At 32.9% G+C, this 23,032-nt stretch carries 23 protein-coding genes; 3 read left to right on the forward strand and 20 right to left on the reverse strand.

All coding sequences use genetic code 11. The features are described 5' to 3' along the window. Positions 1-6: 6 nt before the first annotated feature. From fdaB to ACF91D_RS22445, 4 genes are all read right to left on the reverse strand, one after another. Positions 7-867 carry a class IIb fructose-bisphosphate aldolase FdaB gene (fdaB, locus tag ACF91D_RS22430; protein WP_039069082.1) on the reverse strand — a complete coding sequence of 287 codons (861 nt, stop codon included), beginning with the start codon at positions 865-867 and terminating at the stop codon, positions 7-9. Positions 868-1,125: 258 nt separating this feature from the next. Next, positions 1,126-2,736, reverse strand: a complete 1,611-nt coding sequence (locus tag ACF91D_RS22435) for a CTP synthase (RefSeq protein WP_039069083.1) — start codon at positions 2,734-2,736, stop codon at positions 1,126-1,128. Between the two features lie 315 nt (positions 2,737-3,051). Next, positions 3,052-3,612, reverse strand: coding sequence for a DNA-directed RNA polymerase subunit delta (gene rpoE / locus ACF91D_RS22440; protein WP_327621071.1), 561 nt, complete (start codon positions 3,610-3,612; stop codon positions 3,052-3,054). Positions 3,613-3,721: 109 nt separating this feature from the next. Further along, complete coding sequence (locus ACF91D_RS22445) at positions 3,722-4,582, reverse strand: GNAT family N-acetyltransferase (RefSeq protein WP_039069086.1); 861 nt, start codon at positions 4,580-4,582, stop codon at positions 3,722-3,724. Positions 4,583-4,882: 300 nt separating this feature from the next. On the opposite strand from ACF91D_RS22445, the gene coaW reads away from it, so the two are divergent. Further along, positions 4,883-5,680, forward strand: coding sequence for a type II pantothenate kinase (gene coaW, locus ACF91D_RS22450; protein ID WP_327621072.1), 798 nt, complete (start codon positions 4,883-4,885; stop codon positions 5,678-5,680). A gap of 77 nt (positions 5,681-5,757) precedes the next feature. Here coaW and ACF91D_RS22455 read toward each other — a convergent pair whose 3' ends face one another. From ACF91D_RS22455 to ACF91D_RS22465, 3 genes are all read right to left on the reverse strand, one after another. Then, positions 5,758-6,423, reverse strand: coding sequence for a DUF2750 domain-containing protein (locus tag ACF91D_RS22455; RefSeq protein ID WP_039069090.1), 666 nt, complete (start codon positions 6,421-6,423; stop codon positions 5,758-5,760). Between the two features lie 244 nt (positions 6,424-6,667). Then, positions 6,668-7,870: an L-aspartate--L-methionine ligase LdmS gene (gene ldmS / locus ACF91D_RS22460; protein WP_327621073.1), complete on the reverse strand. Its 1,203-nt coding sequence runs from the start codon at positions 7,868-7,870 to the stop codon at positions 6,668-6,670. Continuing rightward, complete coding sequence (locus ACF91D_RS22465; RefSeq protein ID WP_318759849.1) at positions 7,867-9,051, reverse strand: M20 family metallopeptidase; 1,185 nt, start codon at positions 9,049-9,051, stop codon at positions 7,867-7,869. Before ACF91D_RS22465 ends, ldmS begins: the two co-directional genes overlap by 4 nt. 267 nt (positions 9,052-9,318) lie before the next feature. Here ACF91D_RS22465 and ACF91D_RS22470 point away from each other — a divergent pair, with 267 nt between their 5' ends. Continuing rightward, positions 9,319-9,789: an S-ribosylhomocysteine lyase gene (locus ACF91D_RS22470; protein ID WP_039069093.1), complete on the forward strand. Its 471-nt coding sequence runs from the start codon at positions 9,319-9,321 to the stop codon at positions 9,787-9,789. Positions 9,790-10,028: 239 nt separating this feature from the next. Here ACF91D_RS22470 and ACF91D_RS22475 read toward each other — a convergent pair whose 3' ends face one another. The 4 genes from ACF91D_RS22475 to deoC all read right to left on the reverse strand — a co-directional run bounded on the left by ACF91D_RS22475 (position 10,029) and on the right by deoC (position 13,607). Beyond that, positions 10,029-10,382, reverse strand: a complete 354-nt coding sequence (locus ACF91D_RS22475; protein WP_039069094.1) for a DoxX family protein — start codon at positions 10,380-10,382, stop codon at positions 10,029-10,031. Continuing rightward, a complete protein-coding gene (gene deoB, locus ACF91D_RS22480) occupies positions 10,379-11,566 on the reverse strand; it encodes a phosphopentomutase (RefSeq protein WP_039069095.1) in 1,188 nt (395 codons plus the stop codon). Before deoB ends, ACF91D_RS22475 begins: the two co-directional genes overlap by 4 nt. 11 nt (positions 11,567-11,577) lie before the next feature. Further along, on the reverse strand, positions 11,578-12,879 hold the full coding sequence (locus tag ACF91D_RS22485; protein WP_327621074.1) for a pyrimidine-nucleoside phosphorylase: 1,302 nt from the start codon (positions 12,877-12,879) through the stop codon (positions 11,578-11,580). A 65-nt stretch (positions 12,880-12,944) separates the two neighbouring features. After that, positions 12,945-13,607: a deoxyribose-phosphate aldolase gene (deoC, locus tag ACF91D_RS22490; RefSeq protein ID WP_039069097.1), complete on the reverse strand. Its 663-nt coding sequence runs from the start codon at positions 13,605-13,607 to the stop codon at positions 12,945-12,947. A gap of 173 nt (positions 13,608-13,780) precedes the next feature. Between deoC and deoD the strand changes: the two genes are divergently transcribed. After that, the gene (deoD, locus tag ACF91D_RS22495; RefSeq protein ID WP_039069099.1) at positions 13,781-14,491 is read left to right on the forward strand and encodes a purine-nucleoside phosphorylase; all 711 of its coding nucleotides are present in this window, start codon (positions 13,781-13,783) and stop codon (positions 14,489-14,491) included. Between the two features lie 151 nt (positions 14,492-14,642). Here the strand turns inward: deoD and ACF91D_RS22500 are convergent, their stop codons facing one another. From ACF91D_RS22500 to ACF91D_RS22540, 9 genes are all read right to left on the reverse strand, one after another. After that, positions 14,643-15,092 carry a Dps family protein gene (locus ACF91D_RS22500; protein ID WP_039069100.1) on the reverse strand — a complete coding sequence of 150 codons (450 nt, stop codon included), beginning with the start codon at positions 15,090-15,092 and terminating at the stop codon, positions 14,643-14,645. A 181-nt stretch (positions 15,093-15,273) separates the two neighbouring features. Then, the gene (rbsK, locus tag ACF91D_RS22505) at positions 15,274-16,137 is read right to left on the reverse strand and encodes a ribokinase (protein WP_069792537.1); all 864 of its coding nucleotides are present in this window, start codon (positions 16,135-16,137) and stop codon (positions 15,274-15,276) included. Between the two features lie 33 nt (positions 16,138-16,170). Then, positions 16,171-16,554 (reverse strand): thiol-disulfide oxidoreductase DCC family protein, encoded by a 384-nt coding sequence (locus ACF91D_RS22510; RefSeq protein ID WP_039069103.1) that lies wholly within the window; start codon positions 16,552-16,554, stop codon positions 16,171-16,173. Between the two features lie 369 nt (positions 16,555-16,923). After that, positions 16,924-18,291 carry an EVE domain-containing protein gene (locus ACF91D_RS22515; protein WP_039069104.1) on the reverse strand — a complete coding sequence of 456 codons (1,368 nt, stop codon included), beginning with the start codon at positions 18,289-18,291 and terminating at the stop codon, positions 16,924-16,926. Positions 18,292-18,363: 72 nt separating this feature from the next. Beyond that, positions 18,364-19,344 carry a YeiH family protein gene (locus tag ACF91D_RS22520; RefSeq protein WP_069792538.1) on the reverse strand — a complete coding sequence of 327 codons (981 nt, stop codon included), beginning with the start codon at positions 19,342-19,344 and terminating at the stop codon, positions 18,364-18,366. A 283-nt stretch (positions 19,345-19,627) separates the two neighbouring features. Next, complete coding sequence (locus tag ACF91D_RS22525) at positions 19,628-19,858, reverse strand: hypothetical protein (RefSeq protein ID WP_039069106.1); 231 nt, start codon at positions 19,856-19,858, stop codon at positions 19,628-19,630. A gap of 24 nt (positions 19,859-19,882) precedes the next feature. Beyond that, on the reverse strand, positions 19,883-20,821 hold the full coding sequence (locus tag ACF91D_RS22530) for a type I phosphomannose isomerase catalytic subunit (RefSeq protein WP_039069107.1): 939 nt from the start codon (positions 20,819-20,821) through the stop codon (positions 19,883-19,885). A 561-nt stretch (positions 20,822-21,382) separates the two neighbouring features. Beyond that, positions 21,383-22,078: a FadR/GntR family transcriptional regulator gene (locus ACF91D_RS22535; RefSeq protein WP_327621075.1), complete on the reverse strand. Its 696-nt coding sequence runs from the start codon at positions 22,076-22,078 to the stop codon at positions 21,383-21,385. Positions 22,079-22,331: 253 nt separating this feature from the next. Further along, complete coding sequence (locus tag ACF91D_RS22540) at positions 22,332-22,988, reverse strand: SDR family oxidoreductase (protein WP_039069110.1); 657 nt, start codon at positions 22,986-22,988, stop codon at positions 22,332-22,334. Positions 22,989-23,032: the final 44 nt, after the last annotated feature.

The raw sequence follows: 23,032 nt of genomic DNA on the forward strand, positions 1-23,032 counted from the left end.
GTTAAATTATTTAGCTTTGTTAGATGTACCAAACTCTTTAATTTTACCAATTACTGTAGCTTTAATTGCTTCGCGAGCTGGTCCTAAATATTTACGAGGATCATAAACTTCTTTGTCATTATCTAACGCTTCACGAACAGCTTTAGCAGAAGCAATTTGGTTTTCAGTATTTACATTAATTTTAGCTGTACCAAACGGGATTGCTTTTTGGATATCTTTAGTAGGGATACCTGTACCACCATGCAATACTAGAGGTAAACCAGTAGAAGCACCAATTTCTTCCATTTCTTTGAATCCTAATTTAGGTTCACCTTTGTAAGGTCCGTGTACTGAACCTAAGGCTGGAGCTAATGTATCAATACCTGTTCTTTCAACAAGTTCTTGACATTCTTTAGGATCTGCATAGATAACACCTTCAGCAACAACATCATCTTCTTGTCCACCAACAGTTCCTAATTCCGCTTCAACTGAAACGCCGTGTTCATGCGCATATTCAACAACTTTTGAAGTGATTTCAACATTGTCTTCAAATGAACCGTGAGAAGCATCAATCATTACTGAAGTAAAACCAGCATCGATTGCTTCTTTACATTTTTCAAAGCTTGAACCATGGTCTAAGTGAATTGCTACAGGAATAGTGATTTCTTTGTCGTGCATTAATCCTTCAACCATTTTAACAACTGTGTAGAAACCACCCATGTAACGAGCAGCACCTTCAGATACACCTAGGATTACTGGAGCGTTCTCTTCTTGAGAAGCTTCTAAAATCGCTTGTGTAAACTCTAAGTTATTTAAGTTGTATTGACCAACTGCGTAACCATTTTCTTTTGCGTCTATTAACATTTCTTTCATTGAAACTAAAGGCATGAAAGTTCCTCCTTGGTGCTTTAAGCACATATTTTTACAATCTAATTATATCAAAGTCCTATCATTTTTGCATTCTTCTATATAATTGTAAGCGTTTTTATTTTACATTTTTTATTCAAAAAGAGAAAATCTTATAATTTATACCATTTTTTAAATAAATACAGCAATTTAAATTTTATATTTTTATACAACTATAAAAAACGCGATATTAGAAATAAGTTAAATACTAACTTTCTGATATCACGTTTAATCTATATATTATTTACTTTGTTGATGTTTTAAAGATGCTTCAATAAATGCTTTAAAAATCTGTTGTGGACGGTTAGGTCTTGATAAAAATTCTGGATGGAATTGACAAGCAATGAAGAAGTCATTTTCAGGAATCTCTACCATTTCAATTAAACGGCCATCTGGACTAGTACCAGAAAAGACCATGCCGTTTGCTTCAAGTTGTTCTCTATAATCGTTATTGAATTCATAACGATGACGATGTCTTTCTTCAATATTTGTTTCGTTATAAATATCGTGAGCTAAAGTACCTTCTTGAATATGGCAAGGATATAATCCTAAACGTAATGTACCACCTAAGTCTTCAATATCTTTTTGTTCAGGTAATAAATCGATAATTGGATGTGGCGTACTAGGATCTAACTCAGCAGAATGTGCACCGTCAAGACCGATTACATTTCTAGCGAACTCAACAGTTGCAAGTTGCATACCTAAACATATACCAAAGTAAGGTACATTATTTTCGCGCGCATATTTAATTGCAGAAATTTTCCCTTCACTCGCACGGAAGCCAAATCCACCCGGTACTAAGATACCGTCTACATCAGCTAAGACTTCTGAGACGTTGTCATCTGTTACTTCACTAGAATCGATCCATCTTACTTCGATATCTTTTTTCAATGGATATCCCGCGTGTTTTAATGATTCTACAACTGAAAGATAAGCGTCTTGTAAGCTTACATACTTACCTACTAAACCAATTGTTATTTTTCCATCTAAACTATTTACAGTATCTAATAAATATTGCCATTCATCTAATTGTGTTTCATATTTCGCGTTCAATTCTAAACGTTTTATTACAATATCATCCATATCTTGGTTACTTAATTGTAATGGGATTTCGTATAGTGAGTCAGCGTCGCGACACTCGATAACACTTGCTTTATCAATATCACAGAATAAGGCAATTTTATCTTTTAAGTCTTGTGTTAATTCATATTCTGTTCTAACTACAATTAAGTCTGGTTGTATACCAAGTCCACGTAATTCTTTTACACTGTGTTGTGTTGGTTTTGTTTTCATTTCGCCGGCTGCTTTAATATAAGGTAGTAACGTACAATGTACATACATTACATTTTCACGCCCTAAGTCACTACGAATTTGTCTAATTGCTTCAATGAATGGTAATGATTCAATATCACCAGTCGTACCACCGATTTCAGTAATAACAACATCTGCATTTGTACTTTCCCCTGCTAAAAGTAAACGTTCTTTTATTTCATTTGTAATATGTGGAATAACTTGTACAGTACCACCTAAGTAATCACCACGGCGTTCTTTTTTCAATACATGAGAATAGACTTTACCTGCAGTTACATTTGAATATTTATTTAAATTTATATCAATAAATCTTTCGTAATGTCCTAAGTCTAGGTCTGTTTCTGCACCGTCATCCGTTACAAATACCTCACCATGTTGATAAGGACTCATCGTACCTGGATCTACGTTTAAATAGGGATCGAATTTTTGGATAGTTACTTTTAATCCTCTATCTTTTAATAATCTTCCTAAAGATGCTGCTGTGATACCTTTACCCAATGAAGAAACAACTCCACCAGTTACAAAAATAAATTTTGTCATGTTCTGCCTCCTATTATTAAAACAGTAATTTCCTTCAATACCTATGATTGACAAATACATTTCCAATTCAGTGGTTAATTAATTTGTGAGGTAGTTTTTACATAGCAAATGATTTATATGTACGAATTGCCTTTACAAACAATCACCTAAATTAAAAATATTATAAAGCTTATATAGTAATTTAAATAAAAAAATCGCTCCCTCTCACATGGTTGTAAGGGGGAGCGTATATTATTTATACACGTCGTCCTATTTAAAGGAGCCCGAATAAAATTTTATCATGTTCCTGGAAAAAGTCAATTAAATCTCAAAGAATTATTCTTCAAAATCCTCTTCTTCTTCTTCATTTTCATCGTCTTCTTCGTCTTCTTCGTCTTCTTCATCAAAATCTTCGTCGTCCTCATCGATAACGATATCCGATTCATTTAGATCTTCATCTACATCGTCTTCTTCAGGGTCTTCTGGATCGTTTAGTGTTTCTTGGTCATCAGTTACCGCTGGAATATCATCATCGTCGTCAGTTTCATCTTCACCAAGTAATTTTAAGTTTTTATCTTCTTCAGCATCGTCATCTAAAATGTCGAATTTTTGAATTGTTGGAGCAATTTTCTCTTCGATATCAGCAACTGAATACCAATCACGTAACCCCCAAATATTTTCTCCAACATTTAGAAAACGTCCATCTGTGTTTAAATCCGTATAAAATTGAACAATTCTATCTTCAATCTGTCCATCTTCATAGTGGCCTAGTGCTTTAAATTCATCAATGATATCATATAAATTCATCGTATCATTTTTTTCGTTTAATAATGTATAAGCCATATCGATAAATGATTTCTCATCAACCATTTCTTTTGTATAATCTTGAATTCTCATTATTTATTCTTCCTTTCAAAGGCGTTTATCCAAATCAGTACTAAGTTCATCATAAGTAATAATAACAAATGTAAATTATAAATGACAATGTTTAATTTCGCAATCGCATTTAGTAATTTATATATTTTTCAAAAACAATAAAGTCATCAGCTGCTTCAATTTCAACAAAATTACTATTTATACATAATGATTTTAATTCATTATTCTCTCCAAAAAGTGTAATAGTCAAAAGTTCCACATCATCAAAATGTTTTCTGACATATGTTGCTAGTTGTCTCAACGCGCTTTCTGCAATACCGTGATGTCTTTTATCTTTATTAACTTCAATCTTAGAAATATTCATTCTTCCATCATGTCGTTCAATAGCTATAAAACCAACTTTTTGACCATCTTTAATTAAATCTATGATATGGATGTTAAAAGGTTGTTCGTCTGTATTTGGCTTTAATTTTAACGATGAGACATGCTTAGAATCCAAATCTAAATAATATAATCGCTCTTTGCCAATAGGCCCTTCTTCTTTTGTCGCAGCATGCATAAACCCTGCACGTTCATATACATTCCATGCACCTTTATTTTCTGCGTCAACCACAAGATATAAGTGGTTAAAATTTGGAAATAAATCTTGAACATATTGAGGCAAATACATCATCATTTTCGTGCCATAGCCATAACCTTGGTAATCTTCATTTACAGATAAAGACCTAACATAAATGACTTGGCTTGGTGTATCATATCCTTCATGTTGATAATATTGATGTAACACAAAAAAACCAATAACATCTCCCGCTTCATTTAGTGCAATGTTAGGGATTCTGTCCTCGTCATTTATTGCATCGTCTAATACATCTTTCGGTAAAGAAGAATAGATTTGTTGACGTTCATTTAAATTAAAATTATAAAGTGCCTTTCTATACTTTTCTTCAAACGGTTGTACTATAATATTTTCAAAATTTTGCTTAATCACCATTTAATATCCCCTATTAAAAACGTAGTAGTAATTATTAATACCACTATTACGCATGAAATAATCTATAAAACTAGAATTAATTTTAAAATATATTCATCGCTCTATTACTTATTGATATTTTGCCTATTCTAATTATTCTCTCAAAAAATAAAATATGTGAGTCTATATTTCACTCATTTATTTTCATATTTAATCTTAATTCAAGTGAAGAAATTGCTACTCTAGTAAATTCTTAGTTGATTTTCTTAAATTTTATTATACTATTAGTTAAAATGGAAATTTTTTAGGAGGAATTCAAAGATGAAAATTGGCATCGATGCTGGTGGAACGCTTATTAAAATTGTTCAAGATTATGCCGGTAAACGTGAATATAATACAAGATTAACAACGGAAATCGATGATGTCATCAAATGGTTGAACCAACAAGACTGTGAAAGTATTAGTTTGACAGGCGGTCAAGCTGCACTCATAAATGAAAAATTAAATTTTGATGCACGTGTATTTGTTGAATTTGATGCAGCTGCCAAAGGGCTAGAAATACTGCTTGAAGAACAAGGACACTTTTTAGATGATTACATTTTCACAAATGTAGGTACAGGTACTTCTATACATTTTTCTAATGGAGATAGTCAACAGCGTGTCGGTGGCGTTGGTACTGGCGGAGGTATGATACAAGGCCTAGGTTATCTATTAACCGGAATAAAAGACTATAAAAAATTAACCGATACTGCTCAAAACGGTGATAGAGATATTATTGACTTGAAAGTAAAACACATATATAAAGATAGTGAGCCACCCATATCTGGTGATTTAACAGCAGCAAACTTTGGTAATGTCTTACATAATTTAGATACTAACTTTACAGATTCTGATAAATTGGCTTCTGTCATAGGTGTCGTCGGTGAAGTTATCACTACGATGTCTATCACTGTAGCTAGAGAACATAGCACAGAAAATGTTGCATATATCGGTTCATCATTCCATAACAATGAATTATTGAAAGAAGTCGTTAAAGACTATACCGTGTTAAGAGGCTTCAAACCGTATTATATTGAACATGGCGCCTTTTCAGGGGCGCTAGGTGCTATTCATTTATAAACAAAATCCAATTATTTACTGCCTGTAAAGATAAAAGGACTCCGAGACATATTTTCATGTCTTAGAGCCCTTTTAATTTAAAAAGGAAGCTGATCCAATACTTTTTGTGCAGGTACTACACTACCTAAAACGCCTGGTTTCAAATCAATTGCAACTGCGTTATCATCATCTCTTAGGTTATCTAACCATTCAGCAAATACTTCGCCTTCTACTTCTATGATGTCGCACTCTTCAAAATCTTCATCTCTTACCTTCTCAGCTCTGTTTTTGATACTCCATACAGGCATGATATTAGGTCTTTGATGTGATTCATCACTAATCATAAGAAATTGTTTAACGCTTTTATTTGTCAAACCGAATACTGCGTCTTCTTTTGCAACATCTTTAACAAATTCTTTCAAACGAATGTTATCTAAATCAGACATTAATTCATTCGTAGCTTCTGCGATAGGTATAAGTTCACCGTCTTTTTCAGAAGTAGGATTCATCAATACTTGTTCGTTATCTTCAAAGACATTATCGATTTCATAAGTTACAAAGCGATCGATATCTATCTTCTTAATTTTATCGTAATCAATTTTTTGCTTTTTCAAGTAAGCTTCAGCAGTCTCTTTATCAGACCATGTACATACGACCTTGTTACCATCTACTTCTTGTCTGATTAATTCTTTTGCTTCCGTTGCAACATAAAATACTTCATTAATTAATATTTCTTTAAAAAATGAGTTTTCTTTATAAGACATCAAAACACCTTCAATCCATTCATAATAAATTACCTATATTAAGAATATAAAGGACTGCATGGTTCTAGTCAATCGCCGATAATAAACGAGAAGACATACAACTTATATTCATGATAAAAGTTTGACAGCAAACGGCTGTTACTGTGAAAGAGCCTTATGCTTACTGTCATAGGCATATCAACTTTCTATACGATACTGAAAAAAATTACCTACATTCATCTTTTAATAGGTTCTATAGATTATATCAGTCTTTTTTCAGTTCTTTTAAAAACTGTTGCTCCATTGCTTCCACTAACACTTTACTTTCTCCGTGCCAAATACAACCAAACCTTGATTTAACAGTTTCATTCTTATACCAATCACCGTCATAATATGATAATGGGAATAAGACACCTTTATTTATATATTTTTCAATTGTATTGAAGAAATGTTCGTTATCACAATTATCTGGTGCTAAATAACTAAAGAATTTATGATACCTACCTTGCAATTCAGGTTCTAGCAATAACATACTCGTTGAACCATTTTGTCTGAAATTTAAATCTATGGCAAATACTTCTCCATGTTTATCTAATAGCAAATCAAACCCAGCGATACCAAAGTACCCTTCTGCTACGCCTATTTCCATTATTTCTCTGCCAGCTTGAATCACTGATTGTGGAACATCATGTGTATTTTGGTTACCTTTGTAAGAACCATAATCATCTGTAATCTGGTCGGATGTACCAATGTATTGAATACCTGTATCTTTAGAATATGCAAATTGTACACAATAATTCGTAACTATTTCTACTTTTTGCTCTATAATAATTGTATCTGTTTCATTTTTTGCTTTTTCAATTCGGATTTTAGCTTGCTCTAAATCCCTTTCATTATTACAAATCATAACACCATATCCACCTGCTGTCGGTAAGTCATCGCCAGGTTTTAAAACAAATGGAAATGCCCAAAAAGAAACCGCATCACTAAAATCATCAATCCCTACAACTTCTCTTTTAGGTAAATATTTGTAATTAGTCCATTCTGGAATCCGTGCTTTATTATTTAAAGCCATAAAAACATCTTTATTTAACGCATAATGCGCTTTGTTTACAATATCTTCACCGTGAATATATTGAAAATATATTTTTTTATTGTCATTTATTGCTAAATCTTGAATCACCTGTTCATAACTTCTTTGATCATTAAATCGAATAATATTTGAAGGGATAACTTTACCCACTGCTTCAAACAATATTTCCAATTTATTTGTAACACATGCCTCATGTACTATTACAGGCATTTGGTTAGCGATGATGAGCTCTCTACCAGTTAGAAAATTAGATTGATGTTCTTCAGGCTCTAACCAAGGATTTGAAACGTATGATGGCCTTGAAGTATAGACAATACTAGAATCATAAAGATCACTAAGTGTTAATTGAGGGTGCAGAGAGCTTCGATTATTCATTTTTTATGCTCCTTTATATATCGGTGTTGCTCAATAATTTCATCAAACAACGCTTTATTAGTGATTAATTCTAAGCCCATTAAGGCAAGAATCTTCGTGCCTCTGATTAAGGCATTATCACCGTGTGTACTTATTGCAGCTTCACGAAATCTATGCGTGTGGCCAACCAAATTGCGAGATCCTATTTTAATATGCGGATGTATTGTAGGTACGATGTGGCTTACATTCCCTGTATCTGTAGACCCATATCCGAAATCGTCATCTATAACGGCTTCTCCCATTTCAGTTGCGTATTTCGCAAATAAATCGTCTAACTTAGAAGATTTTATAAATTCATTTACGCCGTTTTGTATTGGGCCAAATTCATAATCACAACCAGTTTGAATGGCTGCACCTTTTGCAATATGTCCTACACGTTCTGTTAATATATCTAATTCTTGGCGTGAAGTTGCTCTTGTATAAAAACGCGCATGTGTGTAATCTGGAATTATATTGGCCGCTTTACCACCGTCTAATATGACACCATGTACACGTTGTCCATTTTTAATATGTTGTCTCAATTGCGCTACACCATTAAAATAAGAAATCATTGCGTCCAACGCATTTCTAGCTTCATCAGCATTTTCAGAAGCATGTGTACTTTTACCATAAAATTTGATATCTAAAACATCTACCGCTAAAGTATCAATCGTTCTATAAGTTTCGTTTCCAGGATGCACCATTAATGCAATATCTAATTCATCAATTACGCCTTCTTTAACATAAGTTGCTTTAGCGCTCCCATTTTCCCCACCTTCTTCAGCTGGACATCCAAGCACAATAATCTTCCCACCTATTTTATTTATAAGTTGCTTCAACGCAATACCTGCAAAAGTGCTTGCTGTTCCAATAATATTATGACCACAAGCATGACCTAAACCTGGTAAAGCGTCATACTCTGCTAAAAATCCTATTGTAGGACCTGGTAAATCTGATTCGTACCTAGCTATAAAACCAGTAGCATGACCAGCAATATTTGTTTCAACTCTAAAATCATTTGCAATCAACATTTCAATTAATGATCTAGAAGCAAAAATTTCTTCGTTCCCTAATTCAGGTCTTTGGTGTATTTGATGACTCATTTCTAAAAATTTATATTTATCATTTTCTATGTAATCTAAAATAATTTGTTTGTTTTCCATAGTATAAATACGCCTCCTAATATTGCCTTTATAGCGATTAACACTAAAGTGAAACGCAATAAGTAATTTATTTAATAACACAATTTATAACGTACAAAACTTGTTTTAATTATTACTTATTCTATCGGGTTTATTGGATTCTGTCATTAATTTTCTGAAATTTATAATAACTGATAGTTGTTCTATGGGTTTACCAAATACAGAAATTGTAAATACTGTTTGGTCTTGTTACAATTACCTTAGGTAAAATATTAGGAGGGCCGTACCATGCCAAAAATGAATGTTGAAAGCTTCAATTTAGATCACACAATCGTATCTGCGCCATTTGTAAGACTTGCAGGGAAAATGGAAGGCGCAAACGGAGATGTTATTCATAAATATGACATCCGCTTCAAACAGCCAAATAAAGAACATATGGATATGCCTGGATTACACTCACTAGAACATCTTATGGCTGAAAATATCCGTAACCATTCAGATAAAGTCGTTGATATTAGTCCAATGGGTTGTCAGACTGGCTTTTACGTTTCATTCATTAACCATGATGATTATGGAGATGTACTACAAATCATCGAAAAAACAATTCAAGACGTATTAAATGCTACAGAAGTACCCGCTTGTAATGAAGTACAATGTGGTTGGGCAGAGAGTCATTCATTAGAAGGCGCAAAAGACATCGCGCAAACATTTTTAGATAAAAAAGATGAATGGCATGATATTTATGGCGATAATAAGTAACTTTAAACTAAAGTCTTTACAATGAAAATAGAACATAAATAATTATTTGTTATTAATAAAAAGATGAAGTTAAGCTTAAAAATCTATGCTTAACTTCATCTTTTTTATCAAACGTAAGTGTTATATTTAGAACTATTTAAATCATATATAGTAACCTTACCCTTAAATCAAAAAAAGCTTCAAAGTATACATTTATCAATGTTCACTCTGAAGCGTTTCTGTATTATTCAAACCATAATTTATAGTTTGCTTATCATCTTTATCATAACAAACTGTAACGGAAGCCTACCATACAACGCCCACTTTGGTAGTTCTTTGCCGCCTAAAGGCATATTGTTACGCGCCATGTAAATATTGGCTGGAAACACAGCCCATAAAAACGCAATGATAGACTTTTTCAAGCATGGTGACGGTTTGCGAGTTAGTAATAATAAACCAAAAATAACTTCAAACACACCAGTAATTAACACTGCTGCTTTTCTGAACGGAAGATATGACGGTACGATTGCTCTAAATTTTTGTTCATCTTTAAAATGCAAGACACCAGCAACGCTAAAAACAATTCCAAAAACTACTCTTGCTATTTTATTCATTTTTCAACACCCATTTCTTTTAAGTAACTTCTACCAAACTCTGGTAATTTCACGCCAAAGTTATCCGCAATCGTTGCTCCTAAAGAACTAAATGTATTATCAACTGTTAATTCATGATAATCTTTAATTTTTGGGCTAAACATCAATACTGGTATAAACTCTCTTGTATGGTCTGTGCCATCTGCAGTCGGGTCATTCCCATGGTCGGCTGTAATAATCACAAGATCGTCTTCCTGTAAATGATTAATAAGTTCTGGTAGACGCTCATCAAACTCTTTAAGCGCTTGCGCATAACCACCTTTATCACGACGATGGCCATATAACGCGTCAAAATCAACAAGGTTTAAGAAACTCATCCCATTAAAGTCTCTTTGTACAGTTTCAACTAATTTATCCATACCATCCATATTATCTTTGGTACGAATTGATTCAGTCACACCTTCACCATCAAAAATATCATTGATTTTGCCTAAAGCAATCACATCATAACCATTGTCTTTTAATTCATTCATCACTGTTCTGCCGAATGGTTTTAAAGCATAGTCATGTCTATTTGAAGTTCTTGTAAATGCACCAGGCTCGCCTATATAAGGTCTAGCAATAATTCTACCTATCAAGTATTTTGGGTCTTTAGTTAACTCTCTAACCTTCTCACAGATATCATACAATTCTTCTAAGGGTATAATGTCTTCATGTGCAGCAATTTGAAGTACAGGGTCCGCTGAAGTATAAACTATCAAATCACCTGTTTTCATTTGATGCTCGCCCCATTCATCAATAATCTGCGTTCCAGAAGCAGGACGATTAGCCACAACTTTACGACCAGTTAATGATTCTATTTCACTGACAAGTTCTTCAGGAAAGCCTTCTGGGTATACTTTAAAAGGTTGCATTATATTTAAGCCCATAATTTCCCAATGACCAGTCATTGTATCTTTACCTACTGAAGCTTCACTCATTTTAGTGTAAAAAGCTTGTGGCTGTGATTCTTGTCCAATAATCGGTAATGGATCAATATTACCTAAACCAAGCTTTTGTAAGTTTGGTAAGGTTTGGTTAAAACCTTCTAATGTGTGTTTTAATGTATGGCTACCTTCATCGTTAAAAGCTTTGGCATCCGGTCCTTCTCCAATGCCAACTGAATCCATAACGATTAAATGTACACGTTTAAACGGTGTAGTCATGACGTTCACTCCTATTCAGTAATAATTTTGTGAATCAATGTCGGTTCAGTACCAGTTTGACTTATTGTAATATTTTGATTGAGTTTATCTTTAACGTCATCAATTTGTTCTTTATTACTATGAATGGTTAATAATGCTTCTCCTTCATTCACCTTGTCTCCCAATTTTTTATGTAGTACGAGACCAACACTTAAATCAATATCATCTTCTTTTGTTTGTCTTCCTGCACCTAACATCATGGAAGCAACTCCTATTTCATTGGCAACAATTTCAGTTACAATGCCAGATTTTGGCGCTAGTAATTCAATTTGATACTTAGCTTGTGGTAATTTTTCAACATCATCTACAACTGAACCGTCTCCATCTTGATTTTCTAAAAACGTTCTAAATGTTTCTAGTGCTGAACCATTTTGAATTGCATTTTCTAACAATTGACGTGCTTCACCCAAATCCTTAGCTTTACCACCTACGACAATCATTTGTGAGCCTAATGTCATCACTAATTCTGTAAGGTCTTTTGGCCCTTTACCTTGTAAAGTTTCAATTGCTTCTTTAACTTCTAAAGCATTTCCAATAGCATTACCTAACGGTTGGCCCATGTCAGAAATGATAGCCATCGTATTTCTACCTACATTGTTACCAATACGAACCATTGCATGCGCTAACGCTTCAGCCTCTTCAATTGTCTTCATAAATGCACCATTACCTGTTTTCACGTCTAACACAATGGCATCTGCACCTGCGGCAATTTTTTTACTCATGATTGATGAAGCAATTAATGGAATTGAATTTACAGTTCCTGTAACATCACGAAGCCCATATAACTTTTTATCTGCTGGTGTGAGGTTACCACTTTGACCTATAACAGCGACTTTCGCTTCATTAACTAACTTAACAAATTTATCTTCGCTGATTTCTACGTGGAACCCTTCGACAGATTCTAATTTATCAATCGTTCCACCAGTATGCCCTAATCCACGCCCGCTCATTTTTGCTACAGGCACACCTACTGATGCAACTAAAGGCGCTAATACTAATGTAGTTGTATCGCCCACACCGCCAGTTGAATGTTTATCTACTTTAATTCCTTCGATATCAGATAAATCTATGACATCACCAGAATTTACCATAGCCATTGTTAATGCTGCACGTTCGTCATCATTCATATCTTGAAAATATATCGCCATAGCTAAACTTGATGCTTGATAATCTGGAATATTATCATTGGTATATTCATTAATAAAATACTCAATTTCCTGTTTAGTTAATATTTGTCCATCACGTTTTTTTTCAATAATATCTACCATTCTCATATGAGTTGGCCTCCCTTTTCAAATAAAGACGTAAAAACATTGATATTCCCATGTTAAATGATTAATTAATAATCAGAATTACTTTCTAAACCTTGAACGATTTGAACACCTGCACTTGCACCAATTCGCGTTGCGCCCGCTTCAAGCATTTGGTTAAAGTCTTCTAAGTTTCTTACACCACCTGATGCTTTAACTTCTAAATCGTCTCCTACAGTATCTTTCATTAATTTCACATCTTCCGGAGTAGCCCCTCCGCCAGCAAAGCCTGTTGAAGTTTTAACAAAATCTGCACCAGCTGCTTTACTTAATTCTGATGCTTTAACTTTCTCTTCATCTGTTAATAGGCATGTTTCAATAATAACTTTAACTGTTTTTCCATTTGCAGCGCCTACTACGCCTTCAATATCTTTTTGTACTTCATCGAAACGACCGTCTTTTAATGCCCCAATATTGATGACCATATCTACTTCAGACGCGCCATTTTTAATCGCATCTTCAACTTCAAACATCTTTGTTTCTGTTGTAGATGCACCTAAAGGAAACCCGATAACCGTACATACTAATACATCAGAACCTTTAAGTTGTTCTGCAGCATATTTAACATGTGTAGGATTGATACAAACTGATTTAAAGCTAAATGACTTAGCTTCCTCAATAATTTTATCAATTTGAGCTCTCGTAGACTCAGGTTTAAGTAATGTGTGATCTATATATTTTGCGTAATTCATATTAAATCCTCCTAATTATCTATATGTTTTCATACCACTCATAATTATAAAGCAAAATTAATAACATATCCTTAATAAACAACTTTTCTTTATCTCTATATTACAAAAATTAGCAAAAATAATAAACAAATGTTATCTTTAATTTGATAAAGAATTTAAAGGAGAAGATGACTATGACAAAAGCAACACCTCATATTCAACCTAATGGGACTAAAATCGCTAAAACTGTATTAATGCCAGGCGATCCGCTTCGAGCAAAATATATTGCTGATAATTATTTAGAAAATGTTGAACAGTTTAACGAAGTACGTAATATGTTCGGCTATACAGGTACATACAATGGTAAGGAAGTATCAGTAATGGGCTCCGGAATGGGTGTACCAAGTATTGGTATCTATTCTTATGAACTTTATAATTTCTTTGATGTTGAAACGATTATTCGCATCGGCTCTTGTGGTGCATTACAAGAGAATGTAAACCTTTATGACGTTATCATTGCTCAAGGTGCTTCAACAAATTCTAGTTATGTTGAGCAATACAACATTCCAGGCCACTTTGCACCGTTGGCAGATTTTGACTTAATATTGAAAGCAAAACAAAAAGCAGATGATATTGGTGCAACAACTCATGTTGGTAATATCCTATCGTCTGACACATTCTATAATGCTGACGAAACATTCAATGAGAGATGGCAACGCATGGGTGTCTTAGGTATTGAAATGGAATCAGCAGCATTATACTTAAATGCTACTTATGCAAATAAAAAAGCTTTAGGTATCTTCACAGTAAGTGATCATATCTTACGCGATGAAGCTACAACAGCCGAAGAACGCCAAAACTCATTTACTCAAATGATGGAAATTGCGTTAGAAATCGCCGAATAATTAAAGATTGAATATTACTGTTAATCTTCACTGTGGCAGAAAACTAACAGTATAGCTATTAATTTCAGAGATAAATAAAAAAGAAGCTTTTCAGTACAAAAATATCTGAAAAGCTTCTTTTTATATTTATTTATAGTTTATAATAACTTACTTATCTACCTAAGTAAGATTTTAACATCCAATTATGTTTATCAATGTTTGTTTGCATACCGATGAACATATCTTCAGTTACATCGTCGTCTGCATTTGAAGCAACTTCAATCGCTTGTTCTAACTGTTCAGATATATTCTCGAAATCTTTTGAAAGTTCTTCAACCATTTCTTCGGCTTTATAACCTTTTCCAGCTTCTTCGATAATTGAAAGTTCTAAACTTTCTTTTAAGGTTGCTACTGGATTACCTCCTGCTGCTAAAATACGTTCAGCTAAATCATCAATATATTGACTTGCTTCATCATATAATTCTTCAAATTTAGTGTGTAATGAGAAGAAATTAGGCCCTTTTACGTACCAATGAAAATTGTGTAATTTAGTGAATGCTACTGTCCAGTTCGCTACTTGTTGGTTTAATACTTTTACTACTTCTTCATTATTTTTTGCCATAAAAAATCTCTCCTTTTAAAATTCATAATCTCCATAGAATGATAATACAATTTCTTAATTACAACTATTATTATATTATAATCATTATAATTTGTAAAGAGTTTCTTGTATTTAAATTAGAATTATTTTAATCTGTATATCGATGACAATAGCCCTTCACCATAGAATAAATAAACCTTGTTCATTCTAAGTCTTTTCTGTACGGCATTGCACCTTGAGCTCCTAATCCAGTTACTGAATAGCTACCTGCTAAATTAGCAAAAGCAACTGCTTGTTCTAATGGCTTATTCTCAATTAGAGCAACTGCTAATGCACCATTAAATGTATCACCAGCACCAGTAGTATCGATTACTTGCTTTTTGTACCCCTCTACTAACTGTTGAGAATCACTATAATACATTGCTCCTGAAGCGCCCTTAGTAACAATCAATTTATGTGGATATGCTTTTAATGCATCATCAACTTGATAATCAAATAGTAATTCACTTTCAGTTTCATTAGGTGTTAGCCACGTTACTTTATCGATTATTGCTTTATCCAACTTTCGATATGGCGCTGGATTTAATATAACCTTCATACCATGATCAATAGCATAATCAACAACTGCTTGTATCGTTGACTCTGGTATTTCGTGTTGCATTACAATAATATCTCCTGCACTAAAATTTTTAAGTTTCGGCAGCACACTTTCTGCTGTCACATAATTATTTGATGCAGGTACAAAAATGATACGGTTATCATCATCAAACAAAGTGATATGTGCAGTACCAGACTTTTCATTTTCGATAATATCCATATAAGTTGTATTGACATTATTTTGTTCTAAATTTGATAGAATATGTTTGCCATTATCATCATCACCAACAGCGCCAATCATATAGACTTCATTACTTAGCCTAGCTGCTGCGACTGCCTGGTTTGCCCCTTTACCTCCTGGGTTTGTAAAAAAAGAGCTCCCCATTACTGTCTCTCCGGCTTCAGGTAAGATTTCTGTTTGTACTACCAAATCAATTGATGCGCTACCTATCACTATAATTTTCCCCATGATTGTATCCTCCGTAGTTTCAGCTAAAATTCATTAATCAATAAAAAATGATTTTTCGTAATCATTTGGTTGATGCCAATGTGTTTTCCACATATGATTTCTATTGTCAGCAAATAACTGATAACCTAAATCTCTAATGAATTTAGGAGTTAAATGTAATAATACCCCTAACCACTTATAATTAGTCAATGAAGTTATCAATGTTGTAATTGCATCTGATTTATATTCTAAGTGATCTCCTTCTTGCAATATCACGCTATCATATTGTTGAGTTTCAGGATAGTTTGATAATAGGTTCTGTGCTGTATCACCTTGCAATGACGCAAATTGGTACCGTCTAGATAAACCTTTTTGTATCAACCATATTGCATAATTATAACAATAAACACAATTACTATCATAATAAACTATTGGCATATTCACCACTCCTTATATTATATAACTTTATAGTTAATTATTCATAAATTAAAATTCTCCTATATTTATTATAACCTAAATTACATAGAATAAATCATACCTTTATTCACTATAAATGATATATTGTTCATTTTATGAAATGAACACAATAAAAAAGCTTACCTCGTCTTTAAATAAGACGATTGTAAGCTAAATTACGCGATTAAAAATATACAAATATCTAAAATTCCAACTTAATATTAAACTGTTGTCAATATAATTCAAACGCTTTTAAAGACAAGACTATGCCAGCAGTTAATATGCTCCGAAGCATACAGAGGGTGAAAAAATTCATCGTATCCTCTTAGTGATAAGTGATGGTCATTTACATTAGTCTTGATTTACTTTCACAATTCTAGTGTATTTTAAAAATTGTTCGGTATACTTTTGTTTAATATCATTTAAATTATCATAAGTCACACCCACAATATGCCAATTAGGGTTAAAGTGATAATATGAATCTTTCTTTCTAGACCATTTTACCATTGTGCCATCTTTATTATAGCGCGGTAATGTTACTTCATAACCTTCTAATACATTGATATAAGCTTGAAATACATCTGGATCAATTCGATTAAAGTTATCTATCACTAAATAACTTTTATCTTTACGTGGCATGAGATTAGTAATAAATCCTTCTCTATAATATAATGCACCTGTTTCATTTGGTAAGTATTTACCATAAAGCATATCTTCAGAAAAATCAGGGTGACCTATTGTTATTACAGGATTCGCGTTTGTCTTCTGTAACAAGTCTTCTGCCGCTTTTAGACCTTCGCCTTTATCTACAACAAGTAGAATGAATGGCTTCAACTCTTCTTGCGCTTTATCAATAACATTTTCAGTAGGAACGGACTCAAATTGTGATTTCAGTCCATCATTTGCGCTCATATCAAGTATTGCCTCGTATTGTACTTGAGACAAACTAGCAATAGCTTGTTTAGCATTTTCCTGTAAAAAGTAAATGTTTTTTAATTTAGGATGCTTGTTCAATGTACCAAGTGATACAGGTTCAATTTCCTTTTCAAAATAAATTTCAATAGCAGTACTATTGGTTCTACCGGGTATCGGCGCCTTTTCATGTATATGTTTACTGACTTCACCTATACCAATAACAGATTGGTCTCGTTTTTTATTATAAAAAACAAGTTTATCACCGATTTCAAGTTGCGTATAAAAATGGTAACCATTGCGTTTAATCCCGTTATAGGTATGTGTATAAATTGTATTATATGATTTTGGTTCAAACTCTTGTGCTTCTGATACAAAAAAGTATCTAGGAATTTTAGTTTCACCTTTACCTAAACTAACGATTAATTCAAATTCTTCTTTTGTAATTTGATTAAAAAGTGTCTCTTTCATATTACTCATTCTAAATTCTAATTGTTCGCTTCTCTTTAAATAATCAGCTGTTAAAGGCTTCAGTTGTTCTTGCAACTGAAAATGAACACGAATTTTATTTTGTGCGCCAGTTTGAACACTTGTAATTTCTCCAAAACCTAATAAGCCAGTATCCATCTGTACTTGATAGAAGACAACTCGATCTCCTACTTTAGCTTGTTTAAAGGATCGGAAACCTTGTGAAGGATTAAATTGTGCACCTGATTCAAATAATGTCGTTTGTCCTACCATTGGTTCATTATGATTCCAGCGATTATAACCGCAGTTTAACCAAAAATAACTTGTTTCCTCTACCATTTAGATACTCCTTATCTCATATAAAAATTCTATTTTTCCTATTATATTCAAAAAAATCATTTAGAACAAACATTATAGTAAGTTAACTAACTTCATTGTAATCAAACTTGTTACAATCACTACAACCCATGTAACTAAACCAAGTAATACTGGTTTGAAACCAGCCTGCTTAAATTGATTAAAGTTAACGTTCAAACCAATACCTGCCATAGCCATTGTAATTAAAAATAATGATACTTGTTGGAAAAAGCTAATGACCATTGGTGAAAAATTGAAAATAGTACTAATTAAGGAAGCTACAACAAACCATACAATAAACCATGGGAATATTTTAGCAATTGATGTATCCGTCTGTGCTTCTCTTTCTTTACGTATCGTTCTATATGTAAAAAATAATACCACTGGGATAATCATTAATGTGCGTGTTAATTTTACAACTGCACCAGTTTCTAACGCTGTTTTACCATAATTTGATGTTGCTGCAATCACACTTGAAGTATCATTAATAGCCGTTCCACCAAAATAGCCAAACGCGCTTTGACTCATATGCATAATGTGACCTAAAGGTGGAAAGATAAAAACAGCCAATAAATTAAATAAGAAAATAGTTGAAATTGCAAAAGCAACTTCGCTTTCTCTCGCCTTGATAACTGGGCTCGTTGCTGCGATAGCAGAACCACCACATATCGCTGTACCAACACCAATTAATATACTGAGATGCTCATTTATTTTAAGTATTTTCATCAATAAGAATACTGCCAAAAACGCAGCACATAATGTAACAATAATAATTGGTAATGATTTCCATCCAATGACGCCTATGGATTGAAAGCTTAGTGTAAACCCTAATACTACAATACTATAATGCAGTATTTTCTTACTACTGAATTTAATACCTGCTTCATATTTTTTGGGAATTAAGATTACATTATTAATTATTATACCAAGTATTATGGCAAAAATAGCACTTCCAATTATGGGGAATTTACTGCCCATGATTGTGGCTACCATCGCGATAACTAATGTCATAACAACTCCTCTTACTTTATCCAATCTTGTCACCCCCAATTTAAATTCTATTTTAACATATTTATCCATCGGTAAACTTTTAAAGTTCAAATGGTTTAAGTAATTTTTAGCAGTTTATAAAAAGGTATCAAAAAGTCAAATCATCATTTAATTGGCATATATATTTATTAATTTCACATACTTATACGATAGATATGATTAGTTAATTTGAAATAAAATAATGTATCTATTTCATATTATCTAATTATATATGACAGAATATTTGAGGCTGAGACATAAATAGATGTCTCAGCCTCAAAATTATAAATCATTGCGCTAAAGTTAGCGCCCCCATAATAGGCATCAAATTAATTAATACACCGCCAAATTTCAACATACCGCTTATCTCTTTATCTGGAAGCGTAATTAATGCTGAAATAATACCAAGCGCACCGATTATAATTGGAAAAGCCATTGAGGGAAAGATAGGTATTTTCAGAAACGTACCGGCGCCAGCTAATAGGCCACAAATTAAGGAAACATATAAAAATTTATACATGTGCATACTCTCCCACTGTTTTAACTATAGATAACTTACTATTAGTTCATAGTCACCCTCAAATATAGTATCTAAATCATCGGAAGTTAGGATAAAATTCTGTCCTTGATTTAAAGTATAAACTTCTCCATCTATAATGACTTGTCCTTCTCCTTTAAGTACAGATACTAATACGAACTCTCTCGGTTTCATATAATTTAAAGTGCCAGAAATTTTCCATTTTACAATGGTAAAAAAGTCACTAGACACAAGTTGTGTTCTTTTATGGTTTTCAATAATTTCTGTGTCTGTGGGAATATTAATATTATCATTAGAAAGTTCAATTACGTCTTTCGCTTTATCTTTATTTAACGCACGTTTGTCTCCTGTCTCATGAGTGCGCTCATAATCATAAACCCTGTATGTAACATCTGAAGATTGCATCGTTTCATAAACAAGTATACCTTCTCCAATAGAATGAATTGTTCCAGCAGGTATAAAATAAAACTCGCCCGGCTTAACTTTCACCTTATTTAACAATGCTTCACAATCTTCTTCTTCAATTTTATCTATTGCGAGATCTTTTGATTCTGTATTTAATCCATAGATAATTTCTGCACCTTCTACAGCATCAATAATATACCAACATTCTGATTTACCATATTGCCCTTTTTCATTTTCATATGCATAGGCGTCATCTGGATGAACATGAACCGATAAAGATTCTCTCGCATCTACTATTTTGGTCATTAATGGAAACTCTTGGCTTGGAAAGTCGCCAAATAATTCTCGATGCTCAATCCAGACTTGATCTAACGTTTGTCCTTGATATGGACCATTCAATATTTCACACTTACCATTTGGATGTGCTGATATCCCCCATACTTCTCCTACATAATCGCTGGGTAAATCATATCCATAATCTTTTAAACGATTGCCTCCCCAAATTTTCTCATGAAATACTGGCTTTAAAAATAACGGCATATATCACACCTCCAAATTCTTAAGTTGTAATTTAATTATTATATTTATCTTATATACTTTTGCATGATTGTCATATGCGTATCATTTCAAAATTTTCAGAACCATTGTGATTGTATCATATTCATCCCCTTAGAATAAACGCTTAACTCACAATACTAGCACTTTGAAGCCACTTTTAATTATATCAATGCTTTATGAAATTAGGTAGTCTATTATATTTTGTTCAATAACATTTTATGACATTTTATTGAACGGTTATTTTATCTTTCAAGTTTTTAATCAATTAACGCTTGCTAATTGATCATGATTAATTTTATAATTAATAGTGGAGCTACAGTAATGTGCTCTATCTGTTTTTTACATATAAGGTAATGTATTAATTATGATTTAGTTGAAATTGTTGATTACTTTTTCAACACATTTAATTTGCGATAAAGTCCAAACTTCGGAAAAGTTTGGGCTTTTATTTTATGCAAATTAATTTGTGTCTTTTACTAACACTACTAAAAATTTTTTAGCGTAACCATTTTGGAGTTATTCTTTAAGATTCACTTTTCGCGATTATGCTTTGAAATTAGCTAATATCGTTTCTTTTACCTCTAATAAATGTGCACGCATCGCATCTGCGGCTCTGACACCATCTTGCTTTAGAATTGCTTGATATATTACATCATGCTCCTCTAATAGTTTATTCATTGTTTTTTGCTTGCTATAAATAAAAATCTTCCTTGTTTCTTCCATAGAATTTCGCATTAGTTCAGAAATATTATTTAATAGCTCAACTAATAATGTATTTTTGGCTGCTTTTGCAATTGAGAGGTGAAACTCTAAATCAGCTTCTTCACCAGAAGTACCATCTGTTACAACTTTACCCATTTCAACTAGTGCTTGCTTGAGTTGCACCAAATCTTCCTCAGTTCGATATAAGGCAGCTTTTTCTACAGTAGCACTTTCAACAATTTCCCGTAATTCTAACAATTCTTTGATTTGACTTAGCGACGTGAATTTGTCACCAAGTTCAAAAAAGGTAGGCTCTGTTTGTTTAATAAATGTGCCATAACCTTGTTTCATTTCAATAATCCCTATGGTTCTCAAAGCATTTAAAGCCTCTCTTACCGAAGCTACACTAACGCCGTATTGCTTTCCAAGCTTTTGTATAGAAGGGAGTTTGTCACCCACTTGGTAATCGCCTGCTTTAATTTGCTCTAAAATAATATCTGCGACCTGCTCATAGATTTTCGTGTTTGAAATTTTCATAATTACCTCCAAACGATATCTATCATTGTATCAAATTTTCGCTAAAAGATACTATAAAAGGGCTACAAAAAGCTCTAAAAAAAGCGTGTGTCAACGAAACCTAATCTTTTAACATAGGATTTCGTTAACACACGCTATAAAAAGTTAAAAAGGTCGGAATAATTGTCTTTAACAATCTTCCTTCTACTGCTTTTTTATATTAAATATACTTTAGCTTTAGTTATGTCCAATTGACTCATTATTTTAATCATAATTATTGATTAAATTTAGTTAATGCATCAGATATGGAGATATCTCCACTAACGATTTGAAATTCTGAATTTAAAAGATTATCACTATTTAATACTTCTCTAATAACGGAAGCCACATCTTCACGTGGTATCGTTCCTCTTCCTTCGAAGAACGCACCAACTTCTATTTTATCTGTGGCAGCTTCATCTGTTAAGCCACCAGGATGTACAATCGTATAGTTAACATCAGCCTGCTTCAAGTATTCATCAGCGTAGTGTTTTGCAATCGTGTAAGGTTTCAAATCACCACTTGCATCAAATGCTAATCTTCTTGAATCATAAGTTGAGACCATGACATATTGTTTAACATTGTTTGTCTCACTTGCTTTAATTGTTTTAATTGCGCCATCTAAATCAACACTAATCGTCTTGTCCGCACCAGTGCTACCGCCAGATCCGACTGAAAATACAACTTTATCAAAGCCATTAATTTTTTGTGTTAAAGTGTCTATATCGTCTGCTTCGACATCGATTAAAATCGCATCAACACCTTCTGAAGCTAACGCTTCAACTTGAGATTCTTTTCTAACACCTGCTGTAAATGACTCTCCACGCTCTTTTAATTGTTTAACTAAATATTGGCCTACGCCACCGTTTGCTCCAATAACTAATGTACTCATATTTTATAGCCTCCTTAAAAAATTATTAATTAGACTTTACCACT

The organism is Staphylococcus sp. 231237_7MaSpsaltlick (assembly GCF_043107035.1).

What these genes read in the sequence shown, in the direction of transcription:
- ACF91D_RS22435 (WP_039069083.1), bottom strand. Translation starts at nt 2,736, where the DNA reads ATGACAAAATTTATTTTTGTAACTGGTGGAGTTGTTTCTTCATTGGGT.
- ACF91D_RS22515 (WP_039069104.1), bottom strand. Translation starts at nt 18,291, where the DNA reads ATGGTAGAGGAAACAAGTTATTTTTGGTTAAACTGCGGTTATAATCGC.
- ACF91D_RS22510 (WP_039069103.1), bottom strand. Translation starts at nt 16,554, where the DNA reads ATGCCAATAGTTTATTATGATAGTAATTGTGTTTATTGTTATAATTAT.
- ACF91D_RS22535 (WP_327621075.1), bottom strand. Translation starts at nt 22,078, where the DNA reads ATGAAAATTTCAAACACGAAAATCTATGAGCAGGTCGCAGATATTATT.
- deoB (WP_039069095.1), bottom strand. Translation starts at nt 11,566, where the DNA reads ATGACTACACCGTTTAAACGTGTACATTTAATCGTTATGGATTCAGTT.
- ACF91D_RS22445 (WP_039069086.1), bottom strand. Translation starts at nt 4,582, where the DNA reads ATGGTGATTAAGCAAAATTTTGAAAATATTATAGTACAACCGTTTGAA.
- ACF91D_RS22525 (WP_039069106.1), bottom strand. Translation starts at nt 19,858, where the DNA reads ATGTATAAATTTTTATATGTTTCCTTAATTTGTGGCCTATTAGCTGGC.
- ACF91D_RS22540 (WP_039069110.1), bottom strand. Translation starts at nt 22,988, where the DNA reads ATGAGTACATTAGTTATTGGAGCAAACGGTGGCGTAGGCCAATATTTA.
- ACF91D_RS22455 (WP_039069090.1), bottom strand. Translation starts at nt 6,423, where the DNA reads ATGTCTTATAAAGAAAACTCATTTTTTAAAGAAATATTAATTAATGAA.
- rpoE (WP_327621071.1), bottom strand. Translation starts at nt 3,612, where the DNA reads ATGAGAATTCAAGATTATACAAAAGAAATGGTTGATGAGAAATCATTT.
- ACF91D_RS22500 (WP_039069100.1), bottom strand. Translation starts at nt 15,092, where the DNA reads ATGGCAAAAAATAATGAAGAAGTAGTAAAAGTATTAAACCAACAAGTA.
- deoD (WP_039069099.1), top strand. Translation starts at nt 13,781, where the DNA reads ATGACAAAAGCAACACCTCATATTCAACCTAATGGGACTAAAATCGCT.
- ldmS (WP_327621073.1), bottom strand. Translation starts at nt 7,870, where the DNA reads ATGAATAATCGAAGCTCTCTGCACCCTCAATTAACACTTAGTGATCTT.
- ACF91D_RS22530 (WP_039069107.1), bottom strand. Translation starts at nt 20,821, where the DNA reads ATGCCGTTATTTTTAAAGCCAGTATTTCATGAGAAAATTTGGGGAGGC.
- ACF91D_RS22465 (WP_318759849.1), bottom strand. Translation starts at nt 9,051, where the DNA reads ATGGAAAACAAACAAATTATTTTAGATTACATAGAAAATGATAAATAT.
- ACF91D_RS22470 (WP_039069093.1), top strand. Translation starts at nt 9,319, where the DNA reads ATGCCAAAAATGAATGTTGAAAGCTTCAATTTAGATCACACAATCGTA.
- rbsK (WP_069792537.1), bottom strand. Translation starts at nt 16,137, where the DNA reads ATGGGGAAAATTATAGTGATAGGTAGCGCATCAATTGATTTGGTAGTA.
- fdaB (WP_039069082.1), bottom strand. Translation starts at nt 867, where the DNA reads ATGCCTTTAGTTTCAATGAAAGAAATGTTAATAGACGCAAAAGAAAAT.
- ACF91D_RS22475 (WP_039069094.1), bottom strand. Translation starts at nt 10,382, where the DNA reads ATGAATAAAATAGCAAGAGTAGTTTTTGGAATTGTTTTTAGCGTTGCT.
- ACF91D_RS22485 (WP_327621074.1), bottom strand. Translation starts at nt 12,879, where the DNA reads ATGAGAATGGTAGATATTATTGAAAAAAAACGTGATGGACAAATATTA.
- deoC (WP_039069097.1), bottom strand. Translation starts at nt 13,607, where the DNA reads ATGAATTACGCAAAATATATAGATCACACATTACTTAAACCTGAGTCT.
- coaW (WP_327621072.1), top strand. Translation starts at nt 4,883, where the DNA reads ATGAAAATTGGCATCGATGCTGGTGGAACGCTTATTAAAATTGTTCAA.